The sequence below is a fragment of the Leclercia adecarboxylata genome (genome assembly GCF_023639785.1).
Lineage (GTDB): Bacteria > Pseudomonadota > Gammaproteobacteria > Enterobacterales > Enterobacteriaceae > Enterobacter > Enterobacter adecarboxylatus_D.
Genome location: NZ_CP098325.1, coordinates 3,974,581 through 3,989,029, shown reverse-complemented (window position 1 = coordinate 3,989,029; position 14,449 = coordinate 3,974,581). Strand labels below are relative to the sequence as shown.

The 14,449-nt window shown below is 57.7% G+C and carries 17 protein-coding genes; 4 read left to right on the top strand and 13 right to left on the bottom strand.

What is annotated here, in order from left to right; all coding sequences use genetic code 11:
- Nucleotides 1-16 precede the first annotated feature (16 nt).
- A complete protein-coding gene (gene rpsU, locus NB069_RS18805; RefSeq protein WP_001144069.1) occupies nucleotides 17-232 on the bottom strand; it encodes a 30S ribosomal protein S21 in 216 nt (71 codons plus the stop codon).
- 236 nt (nucleotides 233-468) lie between these two features.
- Between rpsU and tsaD the strand changes: the two genes are divergently transcribed.
- Entirely contained in the window at nucleotides 469-1,482 is a 1,014-nt protein-coding gene (tsaD, locus tag NB069_RS18800) for a tRNA (adenosine(37)-N6)-threonylcarbamoyltransferase complex transferase subunit TsaD (protein WP_250586039.1), read from the top strand.
- 19 nt (nucleotides 1,483-1,501) lie between these two features.
- On the opposite strand, the gene NB069_RS18795 is transcribed toward tsaD, so the two are convergent.
- On the bottom strand, nucleotides 1,502-2,167 hold the full coding sequence (locus NB069_RS18795; RefSeq protein ID WP_250586037.1) for a response regulator transcription factor: 666 nt from the start codon (nucleotides 2,165-2,167) through the stop codon (nucleotides 1,502-1,504).
- A gap of 332 nt (nucleotides 2,168-2,499) precedes the next feature.
- On the opposite strand from NB069_RS18795, the gene NB069_RS18790 reads away from it, so the two are divergent.
- The gene (locus NB069_RS18790) at nucleotides 2,500-4,560 is read left to right on the top strand and encodes a S8 family serine peptidase (RefSeq protein ID WP_250586035.1); all 2,061 of its coding nucleotides are present in this window, start codon (nucleotides 2,500-2,502) and stop codon (nucleotides 4,558-4,560) included.
- A gap of 35 nt (nucleotides 4,561-4,595) precedes the next feature.
- On the opposite strand, the gene ureG is transcribed toward NB069_RS18790, so the two are convergent.
- The 9 genes from ureG to plsY all read right to left on the bottom strand — a co-directional run bounded on the left by ureG (nucleotide 4,596) and on the right by plsY (nucleotide 10,937).
- The gene (gene ureG, locus NB069_RS18785; RefSeq protein WP_250586033.1) at nucleotides 4,596-5,213 is read right to left on the bottom strand and encodes an urease accessory protein UreG; all 618 of its coding nucleotides are present in this window, start codon (nucleotides 5,211-5,213) and stop codon (nucleotides 4,596-4,598) included.
- Between the two features lie 9 nt (nucleotides 5,214-5,222).
- On the bottom strand, nucleotides 5,223-5,897 hold the full coding sequence (locus NB069_RS18780; protein WP_250586031.1) for an urease accessory protein UreF: 675 nt from the start codon (nucleotides 5,895-5,897) through the stop codon (nucleotides 5,223-5,225).
- A complete protein-coding gene (locus NB069_RS18775; protein WP_250586029.1) occupies nucleotides 5,897-6,436 on the bottom strand; it encodes a HupE/UreJ family protein in 540 nt (179 codons plus the stop codon). The genes NB069_RS18780 and NB069_RS18775 overlap by 1 nt, the downstream gene beginning before the upstream one ends.
- Nucleotides 6,437-6,445: 9 nt before the next feature.
- Nucleotides 6,446-6,910, bottom strand: a complete 465-nt coding sequence (gene ureE, locus NB069_RS18770; protein WP_250586027.1) for an urease accessory protein UreE — start codon at nucleotides 6,908-6,910, stop codon at nucleotides 6,446-6,448.
- Nucleotides 6,911-6,919: 9 nt separating this feature from the next.
- Entirely contained in the window at nucleotides 6,920-8,623 is a 1,704-nt protein-coding gene (gene ureC / locus NB069_RS18765) for an urease subunit alpha (RefSeq protein WP_250586025.1), read from the bottom strand.
- Nucleotides 8,616-8,930 carry an urease subunit beta gene (locus tag NB069_RS18760; RefSeq protein WP_250586023.1) on the bottom strand — a complete coding sequence of 105 codons (315 nt, stop codon included), beginning with the start codon at nucleotides 8,928-8,930 and terminating at the stop codon, nucleotides 8,616-8,618. The genes ureC and NB069_RS18760 overlap by 8 nt, the downstream gene beginning before the upstream one ends.
- A gap of 9 nt (nucleotides 8,931-8,939) precedes the next feature.
- The gene (locus NB069_RS18755; protein WP_039031754.1) at nucleotides 8,940-9,242 is read right to left on the bottom strand and encodes an urease subunit gamma; all 303 of its coding nucleotides are present in this window, start codon (nucleotides 9,240-9,242) and stop codon (nucleotides 8,940-8,942) included.
- Nucleotides 9,243-9,252: 10 nt separating this feature from the next.
- Entirely contained in the window at nucleotides 9,253-10,080 is an 828-nt protein-coding gene (locus NB069_RS18750) for an urease accessory protein UreD (RefSeq protein ID WP_250586021.1), read from the bottom strand.
- A gap of 242 nt (nucleotides 10,081-10,322) precedes the next feature.
- Nucleotides 10,323-10,937 carry a glycerol-3-phosphate 1-O-acyltransferase PlsY gene (gene plsY, locus NB069_RS18745; protein WP_250586019.1) on the bottom strand — a complete coding sequence of 205 codons (615 nt, stop codon included), beginning with the start codon at nucleotides 10,935-10,937 and terminating at the stop codon, nucleotides 10,323-10,325.
- 107 nt (nucleotides 10,938-11,044) lie between these two features.
- Here plsY and folB point away from each other — a divergent pair, with 107 nt between their 5' ends.
- Nucleotides 11,045-11,413 carry a bifunctional dihydroneopterin aldolase/7,8-dihydroneopterin epimerase gene (folB, locus tag NB069_RS18740; protein ID WP_250586017.1) on the top strand — a complete coding sequence of 123 codons (369 nt, stop codon included), beginning with the start codon at nucleotides 11,045-11,047 and terminating at the stop codon, nucleotides 11,411-11,413.
- 104 nt (nucleotides 11,414-11,517) lie between these two features.
- On the top strand, nucleotides 11,518-12,336 hold the full coding sequence (gene bacA, locus NB069_RS18735; RefSeq protein ID WP_250586015.1) for an undecaprenyl-diphosphate phosphatase: 819 nt from the start codon (nucleotides 11,518-11,520) through the stop codon (nucleotides 12,334-12,336).
- A 10-nt stretch (nucleotides 12,337-12,346) separates the two neighbouring features.
- Here bacA and NB069_RS18730 read toward each other — a convergent pair whose 3' ends face one another.
- The gene (locus NB069_RS18730) at nucleotides 12,347-13,588 is read right to left on the bottom strand and encodes a multifunctional CCA addition/repair protein (protein ID WP_250586013.1); all 1,242 of its coding nucleotides are present in this window, start codon (nucleotides 13,586-13,588) and stop codon (nucleotides 12,347-12,349) included.
- 57 nt (nucleotides 13,589-13,645) lie between these two features.
- The gene (locus tag NB069_RS18725; protein WP_250586010.1) at nucleotides 13,646-14,266 is read right to left on the bottom strand and encodes a TIGR04211 family SH3 domain-containing protein; all 621 of its coding nucleotides are present in this window, start codon (nucleotides 14,264-14,266) and stop codon (nucleotides 13,646-13,648) included.
- Nucleotides 14,267-14,449: the final 183 nt, after the last annotated feature.

Genomic DNA, 14,449 nt, shown 5'->3' with positions numbered 1-14,449 from the left:
GTGCGTCCTCAATAGATTAGTACAGACGAGTACGGCGTGCGTTTTCGCGAGCCAGTTTCTTCGCGTGACGTTTCACAGCAGAAGCTTTAGCGCGCTTACGTTCAGTCGTTGGTTTTTCATAGAACTCACGACGACGAACTTCAGCCAGAACACCTGCTTTCTCGCATGAACGCTTGAAGCGACGCAGTGCTACGTCGAACGGCTCGTTTTCACGTACTTTAATTACCGGCATGTAACTCTCACCTTTATAAATTCGGTTTGCCGCTGGCATCAACGCCAGCTTATTTCAAAATGGTGCGGAATTTTACTGCAATTGCTGCTGCTTTGTAAAGCACCGCGGCCGTTTTTGAAAGGGACTTTTATAAGGGTGAGGAGTATACACGAAGAGAACTCCAGGGGTGAGGAAAGTTTTACATCAACCCGCCCAGGCTCTACACTGCGCGGTATCTGAGTGAGGTAAAACAAGTCATGCGTGTACTGGGTATTGAAACATCCTGCGATGAAACCGGCATCGCGATTTACGATGATGAAAAAGGGCTGGTCGCCAACCAACTGTATAGTCAGGTAAAATTACATGCCGACTACGGCGGCGTGGTGCCGGAGCTGGCCTCCCGCGACCATGTGCGTAAAACGGTGCCCCTGATCCAGGCGGCGCTGAAAGAGGCAGGCTTTACGGCGAAAGATATCGACGCCGTGGCCTACACGGCCGGTCCAGGCCTGGTGGGCGCGCTGCTGGTGGGGGCCACCATCGGACGATCCCTCGCCTTCGCGTGGGATGTACCGGCGATCCCGGTTCACCATATGGAAGGGCATCTGCTGGCACCGATGCTGGAAGAGAATCCCCCTGAATTTCCGTTTGTCGCGCTGCTGGTTTCCGGCGGCCATACCCAGCTGATTAGCGTGACCGGTATCGGTCAGTATGAGTTGCTGGGTGAATCCATTGACGATGCGGCGGGTGAAGCCTTTGATAAAACCGCCAAGCTGCTGGGACTCGATTACCCGGGCGGTCCGATGCTGTCGAAGATGGCGGCGCAGGGCACGGAAGGGCGCTTTGTCTTCCCGCGTCCGATGACCGACAGGCCAGGGCTGGATTTCAGCTTCTCGGGCCTGAAAACCTTCGCGGCAAATACTATCCGTAATAATGAAGGCGACGATCAGACTCGCGCCGACATTGCGCGTGCTTTTGAAGATGCGGTGGTGGATACGCTGATGATCAAGTGCAAGCGCGCGCTGGATCAGACCGGCTTTAAGCGCCTGGTGATGGCGGGCGGCGTCAGCGCTAACCGTACCCTGCGCGCGAAGCTCGCCGAGATGATGCAAAAACGCCGGGGTGAAGTGTTCTATGCCCGCCCGGAATTTTGCACCGATAACGGCGCGATGATCGCCTATGCCGGAATGGTGCGTCTGAAGTCGAACGCCACGGCAGATCTCAGCGTCTCTGTGCGCCCGCGCTGGCCGCTGGCGGAGTTACCCGCCGCGTGATGTAAGCCTTGCCCGGATGTCAGAGTGCGATATCGAACATCCGGGTTTTCGCCAGCAGGCAGTAAAGCTGGCAATCATTTTTCACCCGCAGTTTCTCCATCGCCCGCATTTTATGTGCGCTCACGGTTTTGATGCTCAGATGCAGACGCCGTGAGATATCCGTCAGGCTAAGCCCCTTGCAGATCAAACGCAGCACTTCCGTTTCTCGCGGTGAAAGGGCGTCGTTATCTGCGCCTTTCTGGAAAAGCGTGTTCATCAGCGTGCGCTCAACAAAGACTTCGCCGCTCATCACCGACTGAAGCGCCTGGCGAAGGATCGTCTCATTCATATTCTGGCTCAGATACGCGCTGGCCCCCGCCTCCAGCGACAGACGGATGATAAGCGGGTTGGTATCGGGCGAGAGCATAACGATTTTAAGCGTCGGATAGTGATGCACTAACCATTTCACCAGCGCCAGGCCTTCCATATCGTTTAGCGAACGGATAAGGGTATATCCCAGGAATAAAACATCCGTTGGCTGCCGGGCAAGCAGGGCGATTAACTCGCCCGTTGTGGCCGCTTCACCCGAAATGTAAACGTCATCAAGGATGGCATCAGCAGCGCGCGCGTCGCTGTTCATGATCATAGCGTGCACGCCCCGACGAATAAGGGGGTGTCCATCCGCAATTACAATATTAATGGTCATTGGATTCCTGACGCGTTTATGCGAGGTTGAGGGTGATAACAGGAATATATTTTACAGGAAGAGAATAATGGCCTACTGGTGATATAAAAACATTAATAGCATAAACTGTACTTGATTTATCTTTTTTTAAACTTCACGCGCTTAATTTGGTTATTTTTATCCTCGCTTCTTGTTGACATATTTTTCCGGGTCGTTGTTTGCGGGGGAATTGTGGTGGCGAGATTGTTCTTGTTTTTTTGAAAGAAGACTCTCATTGGCCGAGGTGTAATTTTCATTCATGCTGAAAATCAGGAAGGTTATTTATAATATGTCATAAAGGAACGTTGGCTAAAATGAAAAAAAGTATTTTATCACTGTTGATTTGCGCAGCCATTACCTGCGCCGCACATGCGGAAACCGCCCCTCAAATACAGCTCGCCGATGAAGGCGTGGCATACGACTCGATTGTGATTAAGCTGAAACCCGATGCAGATTTAGCAGACCAGTCGGCACTGAAACTGAACGACCCTGCACTCACTGTCGCCGCTATGTATCCTGTCGATAAAAACGCTGGCGAGGCCGCTGCCGAAATGACAGCGCTGAATAAGCGCTATGGTTTTGATCGTTACTTACGTATTACCTTACCGGGTAATCAGATTCAAAATAAAAACTATATCAACAGCATTATTAATGAGCTGGAACACAATCACAATATTGAATCCGTTTATCCTGAAGCCATTCCTGTTTCGTTGGACGAAACGCCGGAAGGGGACTTACCCGCAAAACCTAAATTAAAATCGGCGATTAACGGTACCCTGGGTGCAGCGGCTATCGCCGATTATCGTAATAAGCAGGATTATTTAAAGTCGCCTCTTGAAAAGCGGGCGGACTATTATATGGGCGGAATTAACCGCGACAGCGTCAATTCCTACAAAGGCAGTGACGGTGAAGGCGTTACCATTGTCTCTTCCGAAAACTGCGCATGGAATGGCAGCCACCTGAATTTACCGCCTGTTGCGTTCAGTCAGGGGAGTGCGACCAGTACGGCAACTACGTGCAAGGAGCGGGAACATAATACCGCTTCTGTCGGGATCCTGGCCGCGCGGGATATCGGCACCGGCGTGCGTGGTATCACCTGGAAAAGCAAGGTCGCCTATGCAAGTTGGCCGTCATCATATCTGTATAATTTGATCCCGCAGCTAAACGCGGGGGACGTTGTTTCGCTGAACATGCAAACCTATGGCGGTGAAGTGGCCGGGACCTGCAAATCGGCCTGCTATGTGCCTATTGAAAACGATCAGGGCTATTTCAACGTCATCAAAGCGCTTACCGATAAAGGCGTTTTTGTGGTGACCTCTGCGGGTAACGGAAACATTAACCTTGATGCGCCGGGCTTTAACGGCAAATTCGACACCCATGTACGTGATTCCGGGGCGATTATCGCCGGGGCGTTCTGCGCAAAAACGGGGCAGAGAGCCAACTTTAGTACCTACGGCAAGCGTGTGACCAGTTCATCATGGGGCTGCAGCGATGTCTTCACGACGGGTTATGGCGCGTTTATTAACACGCTGAATGCCAACTACACCCACTCCTTTGGTGGGACCTCGTCATCCACACCGATTGTCGCCGGTGTGGTTGCCAGCCTGTCGGGGATTGCTAAAGCCCACGGTATTACGGTGACGCCTCTACAGATGCGCCAAATTCTGCAGGAAACCGGTACGCCTGCCGCGAGTGGTACTTCGGCGATTATCGGTACGCAGCCGGATATGGAGCGTGCCGTGGCTAAAATTATGGCACTGAAGAACGGCGGTGAAACGCTGCCAGCCCCAACGGCAGCAGCGGGGGCAGATTACACCATGGTCTCGTCGGCAACGGGCATCAGTACCTATCCGCTGGATGGCAGCAAGAGTCTGAATGCGAAATCCTGGAACTGGAGCGTAACCAAAGGCGCAGGCACCTTCTTTGTCGAAGAGAAGCTGAACGGCACGCTGGTGAACAGCGTCAACAGTGCGCATGCTTATGCGGTTATTCCGGCGAACAGTGAAGGTGAAGCGACCTATACGCTGACCACTACCGGTGCAGATGGCCGCACGGCACAGGACAGCATGACCATCAGGGTCACTAAACCGGCCGTTCCGGCGCAGGACGAGACCCCGGCGAAAGACGAAACGCCAGCGCAGGACGAAACTCCGGCTAAAGACGAAACGCCAGCGCAGGATGAAACCCCGGCTAAAGACACCACCCCGGCTTACAATCCAAAGATTGCCTATCCGGTGAAGTGCACCAAAGTGTCGCACAACGGCAAAATCTGGTTTAACCAGTGGTACGTGAATCCGGGTCAGGAAGAGCCCGGTAAAGGCGGCACGTGGGGCGTGTGGCGCGCGCAAGGCGCCACGGGCAACAGCTGTAAATAAGTGTGCAAAGCCTGGCGTAATGCCAGGCTTTTTTTTTACACCTTCAGCATCCCTTTCTCTTCCAGGAAGCTAATGATGGTCGCCAGCCCGTCACCCGCTTTCAGGTTGGTGAAGGTCCATGGTCGTTCGCCGCGCATGCGGTTAGTGTCGCGCTCCATCACCTCCAGCGAGGCGCCCACGTACGGGGCGAGATCCGTTTTGTTGATCACCAGGAAATCGGATTTGGTGATCCCCGGCCCGCCCTTGCGCGGGATCTTCTCGCCTTCCGCCACGTCGATCACGTAGATCGTCAGATCCGCCAGCTCCGGGCTGAAGGTGGCGCTCAGGTTGTCGCCGCCGCTTTCCACAAAGATCAGATCCAGATTGCCGAACTTTTCGCTTAACGCTTCCACCGCCGCCAGGTTCATCGAGGCATCTTCGCGGATCGCGGTATGCGGACAGCCGCCGGTCTCTACTCCCACGATGCGCTCCGGCTCCAGTGCCCCCGCCTCGGTGAGGATGCGCTGATCCTCTTTGGTGTAGATATCATTGGTGACCACCGCCAGGTGATAGGTGTCGCGCATCGCTTTACACAGCGCTTCCAGCAGGGCAGTTTTACCCGAACCTACCGGGCCGCCGACGCCCACGCGCAGGGGGTGTTTGTACTCAGACATAGAGACTCCTCAGGAACGGAATAACCGTGAATATTGTGTTTCGTGTCGCGCCGAGGCGATGGCCGCAAGCGGTGTGGCCGCACCCAGCTCGTCATCGCTGCGCAGCAGCGCCTGCTCAAGCCCGTCGGCATAGCGGTCGCAGAGTTCGATAATCAGCTGCTGGGCGGCCTGTTGCCCAAACGGCACCAGCTTTACGCCCGCCATCACCGCGCTTTCGATCCAGCTGTAGCCGAGGCTCAGCGCCATCTCGCGCATGCCGATACCCCAACGCACCCCGAGCCACGCCATTCCGCACAGCTGGCTGCGGGCAAAGAGCGACAGCCATTCGGGCGGACACTCCGGCTCCCAGTGCTTAATCAGCCGGGTGAACGCCGCGCCGCGGTTGCGTTCTTCCTCGCGCAGCTCCCGGGTCTCCCGGCAGGCAAGCAGCCAGGCGGTCCAGTGCGAGGCGGCTGCTATATCGTGCAGTTCGCAGGCGTGGTACAGGCGGTAAAACAGCGGCAGATCGACGCAGAAAAAGCCCTGATCCATCTGCTGGCACTGCCAGCGCTTAAAGGCGTCGGCAGTCGTGATCCAGCCCGCTTCCACCGCCCACTCCAGCCCCTGGGACCAGGTAAAAGAGCCCACCGGCAGGCTGCTGCTGGAGAGCTGCATCAGGCGCAGCCACTGGCGGGACGACGTCATCAGCTCATCAGCGCCAGCAGGGCCGAGGCGATAAGCCCGCCGCCGAAGGTTTTACGCAGCCCGTCATGGCGGCGCAGCAGCATGCCCGCAGCAAAACTTGCGCACAGCACCGCGGCGCTGGCGAGCATAAAGCCGCTGGTGAAAAGCCAGAAGCTGTGGCCCGCCATCTCCACGCCGTGCGCCCAGCCGTGGAACATCGCCAGCGCCGGCACGGCCAGCAGCAGGCGGTTTTCGGTTTTGAACATCATGACGCCACACACCGCCAGCGAGGCGATAATCAGCATCTCCATGCCGCTAAAGCCGCCCAGCAGGCTGCCCGCCACGGCACCGGCCAGCATCATGCCGAGGGTGGCAAAAGGCATCAGCAGCTTACGGCCACTCAGGGCGGCGAGCACGCCTGCGCCGGTCAACATCAGCAGATGATCGAGCCCGGTCAGAGGATGGAAAAAGCCCGCCTGAAAGCTGTCGGCGCCGTGTCCCGGATGGGCCAGGGCGGGCAGGGAGAAGGCCAGCAGAAGCAGGGGTAACAACGTGCGCATGGTGAATCCTTAATGTGAATGAGCGTGTGAGTGCGAATGTGAGTGCCCTTCGCTGGCGTAGGCGCCCGCTTCCGGTTCAAAAGGCAGGGTGGCGAAAGCCACCTCCAGACCCAACAGGTGCAGCATTTCGTCGAGCACGTGATCGTGGTGGTAGCGCAGCTCGCCGGGCATGATCTGCAGCGGGACGTGGCGGTTGCCCAGGTGATAGCAGGCGCGGGCCAGCAGGAACGGATCGGTGCAATACACCACCGACAGCGGTTCGGGCGCGGCGATGACTTCCACCACTTCCTGACCATCATCACTGGCAAGCAGATCGCCGCCCCGCAGCAGCAGGCCGCGCGGCAGCATCAGACCGGCGTCACGGCCATCGTTAAGCACCACGCGGGCGCGGCTTTTTACCCGCACATCAATGGGCAGCGTCACCTGTGCGGTCACGGGATGGGGATGATCAAGGCGTTGAGTTAAGGCGATCATAGAGGCTCCTCAGAACAGGAAATAGCGTTGCGCCATCGGCAGGACGTCTGCCGGTTCGCTGGTAATCAGTTCCCCGTCAATGCGCACCTCGTAGGTTTGCGCATCGACGGTAATGTTCGGCTGCAGGCCGTTGTGGATCATGTCGGCCTTTTTCACCGTCCGGCAGCCTTTGACCACGGCGATGGCGCTCTGCAGGTTCAGCTGCTGGGCAATGCCGTTATCGGCGGCGGCCCGGGAGAGAAACGTCAGACGGGTGGCGTGGCGGGCCGCACCCAGCGCGCCAAACATCGGCCGGTAGTGCACCGGCTGCGGCGTCGGGATCGAGGCGTTGATGTCGCCCATCGGCGCGCAGGCAATCATCCCGCCTTTGACGATGGTGGCGGGCTTCACGCCGAAGAAGGCCGGGGACCAGACCACCAGGTCCGCCAGCTTTCCGGCCTCAACCGATCCGACTTCATGGGCGATGCCGTGGGTCAGCGCCGGGTTGATGGTGTACTTGGCGATATAGCGCTTCACGCGCAGGTTATCGTTATCACCCGTCTCCTCCGCCAGCGGGCCGCGCTGGACCTTCATGCGGTGCGCCACCTGCCAGGTACGGATAATCACTTCCCCCACGCGGCCCATCGCCTGCGAATCTGACGAGGTGAGCGAGAATGCGCCGATATCGTGCAGCACGTCTTCTGCCGCAATGGTCTCCCGGCGAATGCGCGATTCGGCAAAGGCCACATCCTCGGCGATGTCCGGGTCGAGATGGTGGCAGACCATCAGCATGTCCAGATGCTCGTCTATGGTATTAACCGTGTAGGGCAGCGTCGGGTTGGTGGAGGAGGGCAGAATGTTGGGATGCGCGCAGGCGGTAATAATATCCGGCGCGTGGCCACCGCCTGCCCCTTCGGTATGGAAGGTGTGGATGGTGCGCCCGGCGATGGCCGCCAGAGTATCTTCCACAAATCCGCCCTCATTGAGGGTGTCGCTGTGCAGCGCCACCTGGATATCCATCTCATCCGCCACCGTCAGGGAGCAGTCGATGGCGGCAGGCGTGGAGCCCCAGTCCTCGTGGATTTTGAGGCCAATGGCACCGGCTGCAACCTGTTCGCGCAGGGCATCCGGGTTCGAGGCGTTGCCTTTACCCAGCAGGCCGACATTCACCGGCAAGGTGTCGATGGCCTGCAGCATGCGGGCGATATACCACGGCCCCGGCGTGCAGGTGGTGGCATTTGTGCCTGCCGCAGGACCGGTGCCGCCGCCAATCATGGTGGTGACGCCGGAGACCAGCGCCTCTTCCGCCTGCTGCGGGCAGATCCAGTGGATGTGGGTATCGACGCCGCCGGCGGTGACGATCTTCCCTTCGGCGGCGATCACTTCCGTGGCCGCGCCAATCGGGATCGTCACGCCGGGCTGAATGTCCGGGTTGCCCGCTTTGCCAATGGCGAAGATCCTGCCGTCTTTCACGCCGATATCAGCTTTGACGATCCCCCAGTGATCGACGATCAGCGCGTTGGTCAGCACCAGATCCACGCACTCCTGCGCCAGCATCTGCCCCTGGCCCATGCCGTCGCGGATCACTTTTCCGCCGCCGAATTTCACCTCTTCGCCGTAGATCGTCAGATCGTTTTCTACCTCGATCCACAGTTCGGTGTCGGCCAGCCGGACCTTGTCCCCGGTGGTAGGGCCAAACATGTCGGCATACGCCTGACGCGAAATTTCAGCCATGGTTGACCTCGCCCATCACTTCGCCGCGAAAGCCGACAATACGCTGTGCGCCAGACACCTGCACCAGCGTGACGGCACGCTTCTGCCCTGGTTCAAAGCGCACGGCAGTACCCGCGGCAATATTCAGCCGGTAGCCCCTGGTCGCCTCACGATCGAACTTCAGCGCCGGGTTCACCTCATAAAAGTGGTAATGGGATCCCACCTGGATCGGGCGGTCGCCATGGTTCTCGACGATCACCGTCAGGGTGTTGCGATCCGCATTAATAACGATCTGGCCGGGTTTTATCTGGTATTCACCTGGGATCATGCTGCCCCCTCAGAGGATCGGGTTGTGGACGGTGACGAGCTTGGAGCCGTCCGGGAAGGTGGCCTCCACCTGAATGTCCGGGATCATCTCCGGCACGCCCTCCATCACCTGCGCGCGGGTCAGGACATGGCGGCCCGCCTCCATGAGTTCCGCAACCGTCTGACCGTCGCGCGCGCCTTCCATAATGAAGGCGCTGATCAGGGCCACCGATTCCGGGTAATTGAGCTTTACGCCACGGGCGAGGCGACGCTCGGCCACCAGTGCGGCGGTAAACAGCAATAGCTTGTCTTTTTCTCTGGGGGTCAGTTCCATCGTGCTTCTCTCAGGTGTGCCAGATGCGGGGTGAGCAGGGCGCTCTGGCGGTGAGCTGCGGACGCAGGTGCTGCCAGATCTCGCGCATCGCCTGCTGGCAAATCAGGTTGTCATGGGCAAGAAAGCGCACCGACAGCAGGCCGTCGGTGAGTGTGGCTCCGGCAAAGCGCTGCAGTGGAGCCAGCAGCGCGCGGACGTCTTCCAGCTGCGCGTCACTGGCCGGATAAAACAGCAGCGTGCCGATCCACGGGTGTTCCGCCACCGGGGTGAGATCGCCATCGGCCAGATGCTGGCGTTCAATTAACAGCGGCTCGCCCTCAAGCCAGACTTCAAGGCGGCTTTCAATACGACCGTGGCTGAAGGTTTCGTTGATGACCGGGCGGCCCAGGCAAAACAGCTCCCAAGCCAGCAGCGTGCTGCTGCGCTGCAGATGAAACACCGAACGCAGGGCGGCGTTGCTGCCGGGAAAGAAAATGGTGTCCTGCGGCAGCCACTCGAGGGTCGCCTGTTCGTCCAGAGTGAAGTGTTGATCCAGCCGCGCCAGAGCGCCCGTGCTGCGATAGAACTTACTGGCGCCGGGCATGGTGATCAGCGCATGGCTTCCGGGCTCAAGATGGATCCTGATCGCCAGTTCATCTCCGCCGACAATCCCGCCGGGGGGATGCAGCAGATAGAGGTGGCAGGTTTCCCCTTCGGGATAGAACGGGCGTTGCACGGTGAGCGGCCCGACGTGGCGGGCAGAGTGGAGAAGGGTTTTTTCAGGCGTGTGGCAAAAGTGCAGGGCAAGGGATGCCTGCCAGCCTTTTGCCGTTTTTTCATGCGCCTGAGTTGCTGACATGCTTCGTCCATCTGCTCGCCGTTAGGGTTTTTTTAGTATGCCCTGGCGGAAATGAAGGCTGTCATATGAGTCGCTTATGGATGGGGGGCTATTGCCAGCGGGGATGAAGAATTTTGGGGCAACGATGGAAGGGTTCCGTTCACTATGGCTTCTCTGCTTTATATCCATTCCGCTGAGGTGAACGTCATATTCTGTTGGTCATAAAGTGAACGGAATAATTCCACTAAAACTAAATAAAAACCCTACCGCGGCTCTTTCTTCTTCCGCTTCAACTTGCTCCAGATCTTCGTCTCCTGACGCCGCCACAACCTCTGAATATTGTCATGATGACGCAACAGGATCAGACAAGAGAGCATCGACACCGGAAAGGTAAACTGCGGCTTAAACCACCAGACATAAAACGGCGCAATCAGCGCGCTGACGATGGCGCCAAGAGAAGAGTAACCGCTAAGCAACACGCTGAGCAGCCAGGTACCGGCCATCACGCCGGTCAGATCCCAGCCAATAGGTGCAATGGCACCGAATGCAGTGGCAACGCCTTTTCCGCCTTTAAAACCAAAGAAGACCGGCCAGATGTGGCCCAGGCAGGCGGCAATAGCAATCAGCCCCAGCCAGAACGGCGTGACGCCCAGTGCATACGCGCCCCAGACGGGAAGCATTCCTTTCAGTACGTCAAAAATCAAAACCGCTACGGCTGCTCCTTTGCCGCCAATTCGTAGTACATTGGTCGCCCCCGGATTCCCGGAGCCGCTCTCGCGTGGGTCAGGTAACCCGGCGATGCGGCAGACCAGAATGGCGCTGGAAATTGAGCCGCAAAGGTAGGCAAGGAGGATCATTCCAGGCGCGATTGCACTCATAACGCTGTTCCGTTTTGAAAATGTCGTTTTGTACTTAGCATCTGTGGATAATACGCATAATTCGCCGGGAGTGGTATCCGGTTTAGCCAAAAACCAGGCAGGTCGTGATGGATATAGTATTTATAGAGCAACTTTCGGTAATCACCACTATCGGGGTGTATGACTGGGAGCAGACCATCGAACAGAAACTCGTGTTCGATATCAAAATGGGCTGGGATAACGTCGCCGCCGCAAAAAGCGATGATGTGAACGACTGTCTGAGCTATGCCGACGTGAGTGAAGCGATCATCAGCCACGTGGAAGGCCAGCGTTTTGCGCTGGTGGAGCGCGTCGCGGAAGAGGTGGCGGAGCTGCTGCTGAGTCGCTTTAATTCCCCCTGGGTACGCATCAAAGTCAGCAAGCCTGGCGCGGTGGCGCGGGCCGCCAACGTCGGCGTCATTATTGAGCGTAGCCAAAATCTGAAAGGGAATATTTAACGGTATAATAGTTCAGCTAATTCCTGTTAAATCAGTCTTTCAGAGATTCTTTCTACGGTTACCCTTCGGGTAGCCTGTTTTTTTGTCTTTTTAGGGGTTAATTGATGAGCGATATACACTCCCTGCTGGTGGCAGCAATACTGGGTGTGGTCGAAGGATTGACAGAGTTTTTGCCGGTTTCCAGTACAGGCCACATGATCATTGTCGGCCACCTGCTGGGGTTCGAGGGCGAAACGGCGAAAACCTTTGAAGTGGTGATCCAGTTAGGATCCATTCTTGCGGTGGTGGTGATGTTCTGGCGTCGCCTGTTCGGCCTGATTGGCATTCATTTTGGCCATCCGCCGCATGAAGGTTCTGGTAAAGGGCGTCTGACGCTGCTGCACATTCTGCTCGGGATGATCCCGGCGGTGGTGCTGGGGCTGGTGTTGCACGATACCATCAAGTCACTGTTTAACCCGATAAACGTAATGTATGCCCTGGTGGTTGGCGGTTTCCTGCTGATTGCCGCCGAGCTGTTTAAGCCGAAAGAGCCGCGCGCACCGGGTCTGGATGACATGACCTACCGTCAGGCGTTTATGATTGGCTGCTTCCAGTGTCTGGCGCTGTGGCCGGGCTTCTCCCGTTCCGGGGCGACGATTTCAGGTGGGATGCTGATGGGCGTGAGCCGCTATGCGGCCTCTGAGTTCTCCTTCCTGCTGGCGGTGCCGATGATGATGGGCGCCACCGCGCTCGATCTCTACAAGAGCTACCACTTCCTGACCGCCAGCGACATCCCGATGTTTGCGGTGGGCTTTATCACTGCCTTTATCGTGGCGCTGATCGCCATTAAAACCTTCCTGCAGCTAATCAAACGCATCTCGTTTATCCCGTTCGCCATCTATCGCTTTATCGTGGCGGCCGCGGTGTACGTGGTCTTCTTCTGATTGCCCGCCCTCAGCCTTCGGGCTGGGGGCAGCGCTTTTCCTTCCAGTCTGCGACGGCCTTAATCCGCCGTTTTGTTAACTCTTCCCGAATCTCCGGGCCTTTAAATCCGGCCTCGACCACCGCTTTTGTCGGCACGGCTTTCGCCACCTCCCAGGCTTCGCGCAGCAACCGCCCCTGCGGGTAATCGCTGGCTTCAAACCCGGTGCGCCCGCGCACGTCGGCCTCGCTGGTTAAGGCGATCTGCTCCACGCGCTGCGGCTTACGCCAGGCATCAATGCTGTCGAACAGCTTAACGATGGTGGCCGGTTTGAGGATCGGGAAGGTGTGGATCAGGTCATGGAACTCGGCGACCAGCTTCGCCAGATCGCGGATCTCGTTGGGCACCCGCATCCGCTGGCAGACCTTTTCCACCAGACGCACGCCCGCCGGGCCGTGGCCGTGGTGACGTGGCCATAACTCAGGCGGGGTTAATCCCTTGCCGAGGTCGTGACAGAGGGTGGCAAAGCGGATATCCACCTCCGGGCTGAGCATCGCCGCCATGCTGAGGGTCATCAGGGTATGGATACCGGTATCGATCTCCGGGTGCCACTTCGCCGGGGCCGGTACGCCGAACAGGGCGTCCAGCTCCGGGAACAGCACCTTCAGCGCGCCGCAGTCGCGCAGCACCTGGAAATAAACCTGCGGATTGCGCGTGGTCAGCGCGTTTTCGGTCTCTTTCCACACGCGTTCGGGGGTAAGGTGTTCCAGCTCGCCCGCTTCGGTCATCGCGGCCATCAGCGCCATAGTTTCATCGGCGATGCGAAAGCTCAGATGGGCATAGCGGGCAGCAAAGCGCGCCACGCGCAGCACGCGGAGCGGATCTTCAGAAAAAGCGGGGGATACATGGCGCAGAATGCGGTTTTTCAGATCCGTCTGACCGCCATACGCATCAACAATATGGCCGTGTTCATCCTGCGCCAGAGCGTTGATGGTCAGGTCGCGGCGCTGCAGGTCTTCTTCGAGGGTAACGTCCGGGTCGGCATGGCAGATAAACCCGGTATAGCCAACACCGGATTTGCGCTCGGTACGCGCCAGAGCATACTCCTGGCGGCTTTCGGGATGCAGAAACACAGGAAAATCGCGGCCTACCTGCTGGTAGCCCGCATCAAGCATCTCCTGAGGCGTGGCTCCCACCACCACCCAGTCTTTATCTTTGACCGGCAGACCTAACAACGCATCACGAACCGCACCACCGACCAGATAAATCTTCACGCCACACTCTCCCGTATCAAAATGGCAATAATACGTAAGTGTGGCAGAGATAGCGATTTAGTTCATCCAGCGGTCTTTACGCTTACGGCTCGGCACCAGATGCGGCAACACCAGACCCAGCAGCAGGCCGATACCGAGCACGCCGCCGCCATACATAAACCACTGCATGATGATGGTGCGCTGTTTGTCATCCAGCTGCAGATTGGCAGCGCTCACCTTTTTCTGGGCGACGATCAGCTCGTTTTTCAGCTTCTGGTTTTCGTCTTTGAGACCGTTGATCACCCCGTCGCTCTGGGCCACTTTCTGCTGCATCTCAGCCGTGCGCTGATTCCAGGTGGCGTCGATGTTGGTGAGTTTGTCAGTCAGGGTTTTGACCTGGTTTTCCAGATCCGGCACGCGGGTGCGCAGGCTTGGGCTGGTGCTAAGCTCTTTCAGCGGGATCCAGGCGGTACGGCCGCTGCTGTCGCGCACCTGGCCATAGCTGGAGTCGGCGTTGCTCTGTAACAGCACCACTTCCTCGCCGGCATTAATCGTACCCACGAGGCGATAATTGTCACCCGGTCCACTGCGTACCCAGGTATTCAGTTCGTCAGAAACGTAGCGTTTCTCTTCAGCGTGGACCGCTGTCGCGGCGCTAAAGGCAAGTAATGTCAGTCCGATTAGGCGTAATTTAAGCATCAGGCAGTCGTTATTTTCATAAAAAGTGGAACGATAGTAGTGGTAACGGCTTCTCCACGCAAAGGATTCGTCAGCATTCGGAATCCTCCGTGTATTGTTTGCCACATTAACAAACTTTACGCCCGTCAAATTGCTCATTGCGTGGCAATCTGGCGCAAAATACTATCTACTGACAAAAAACTG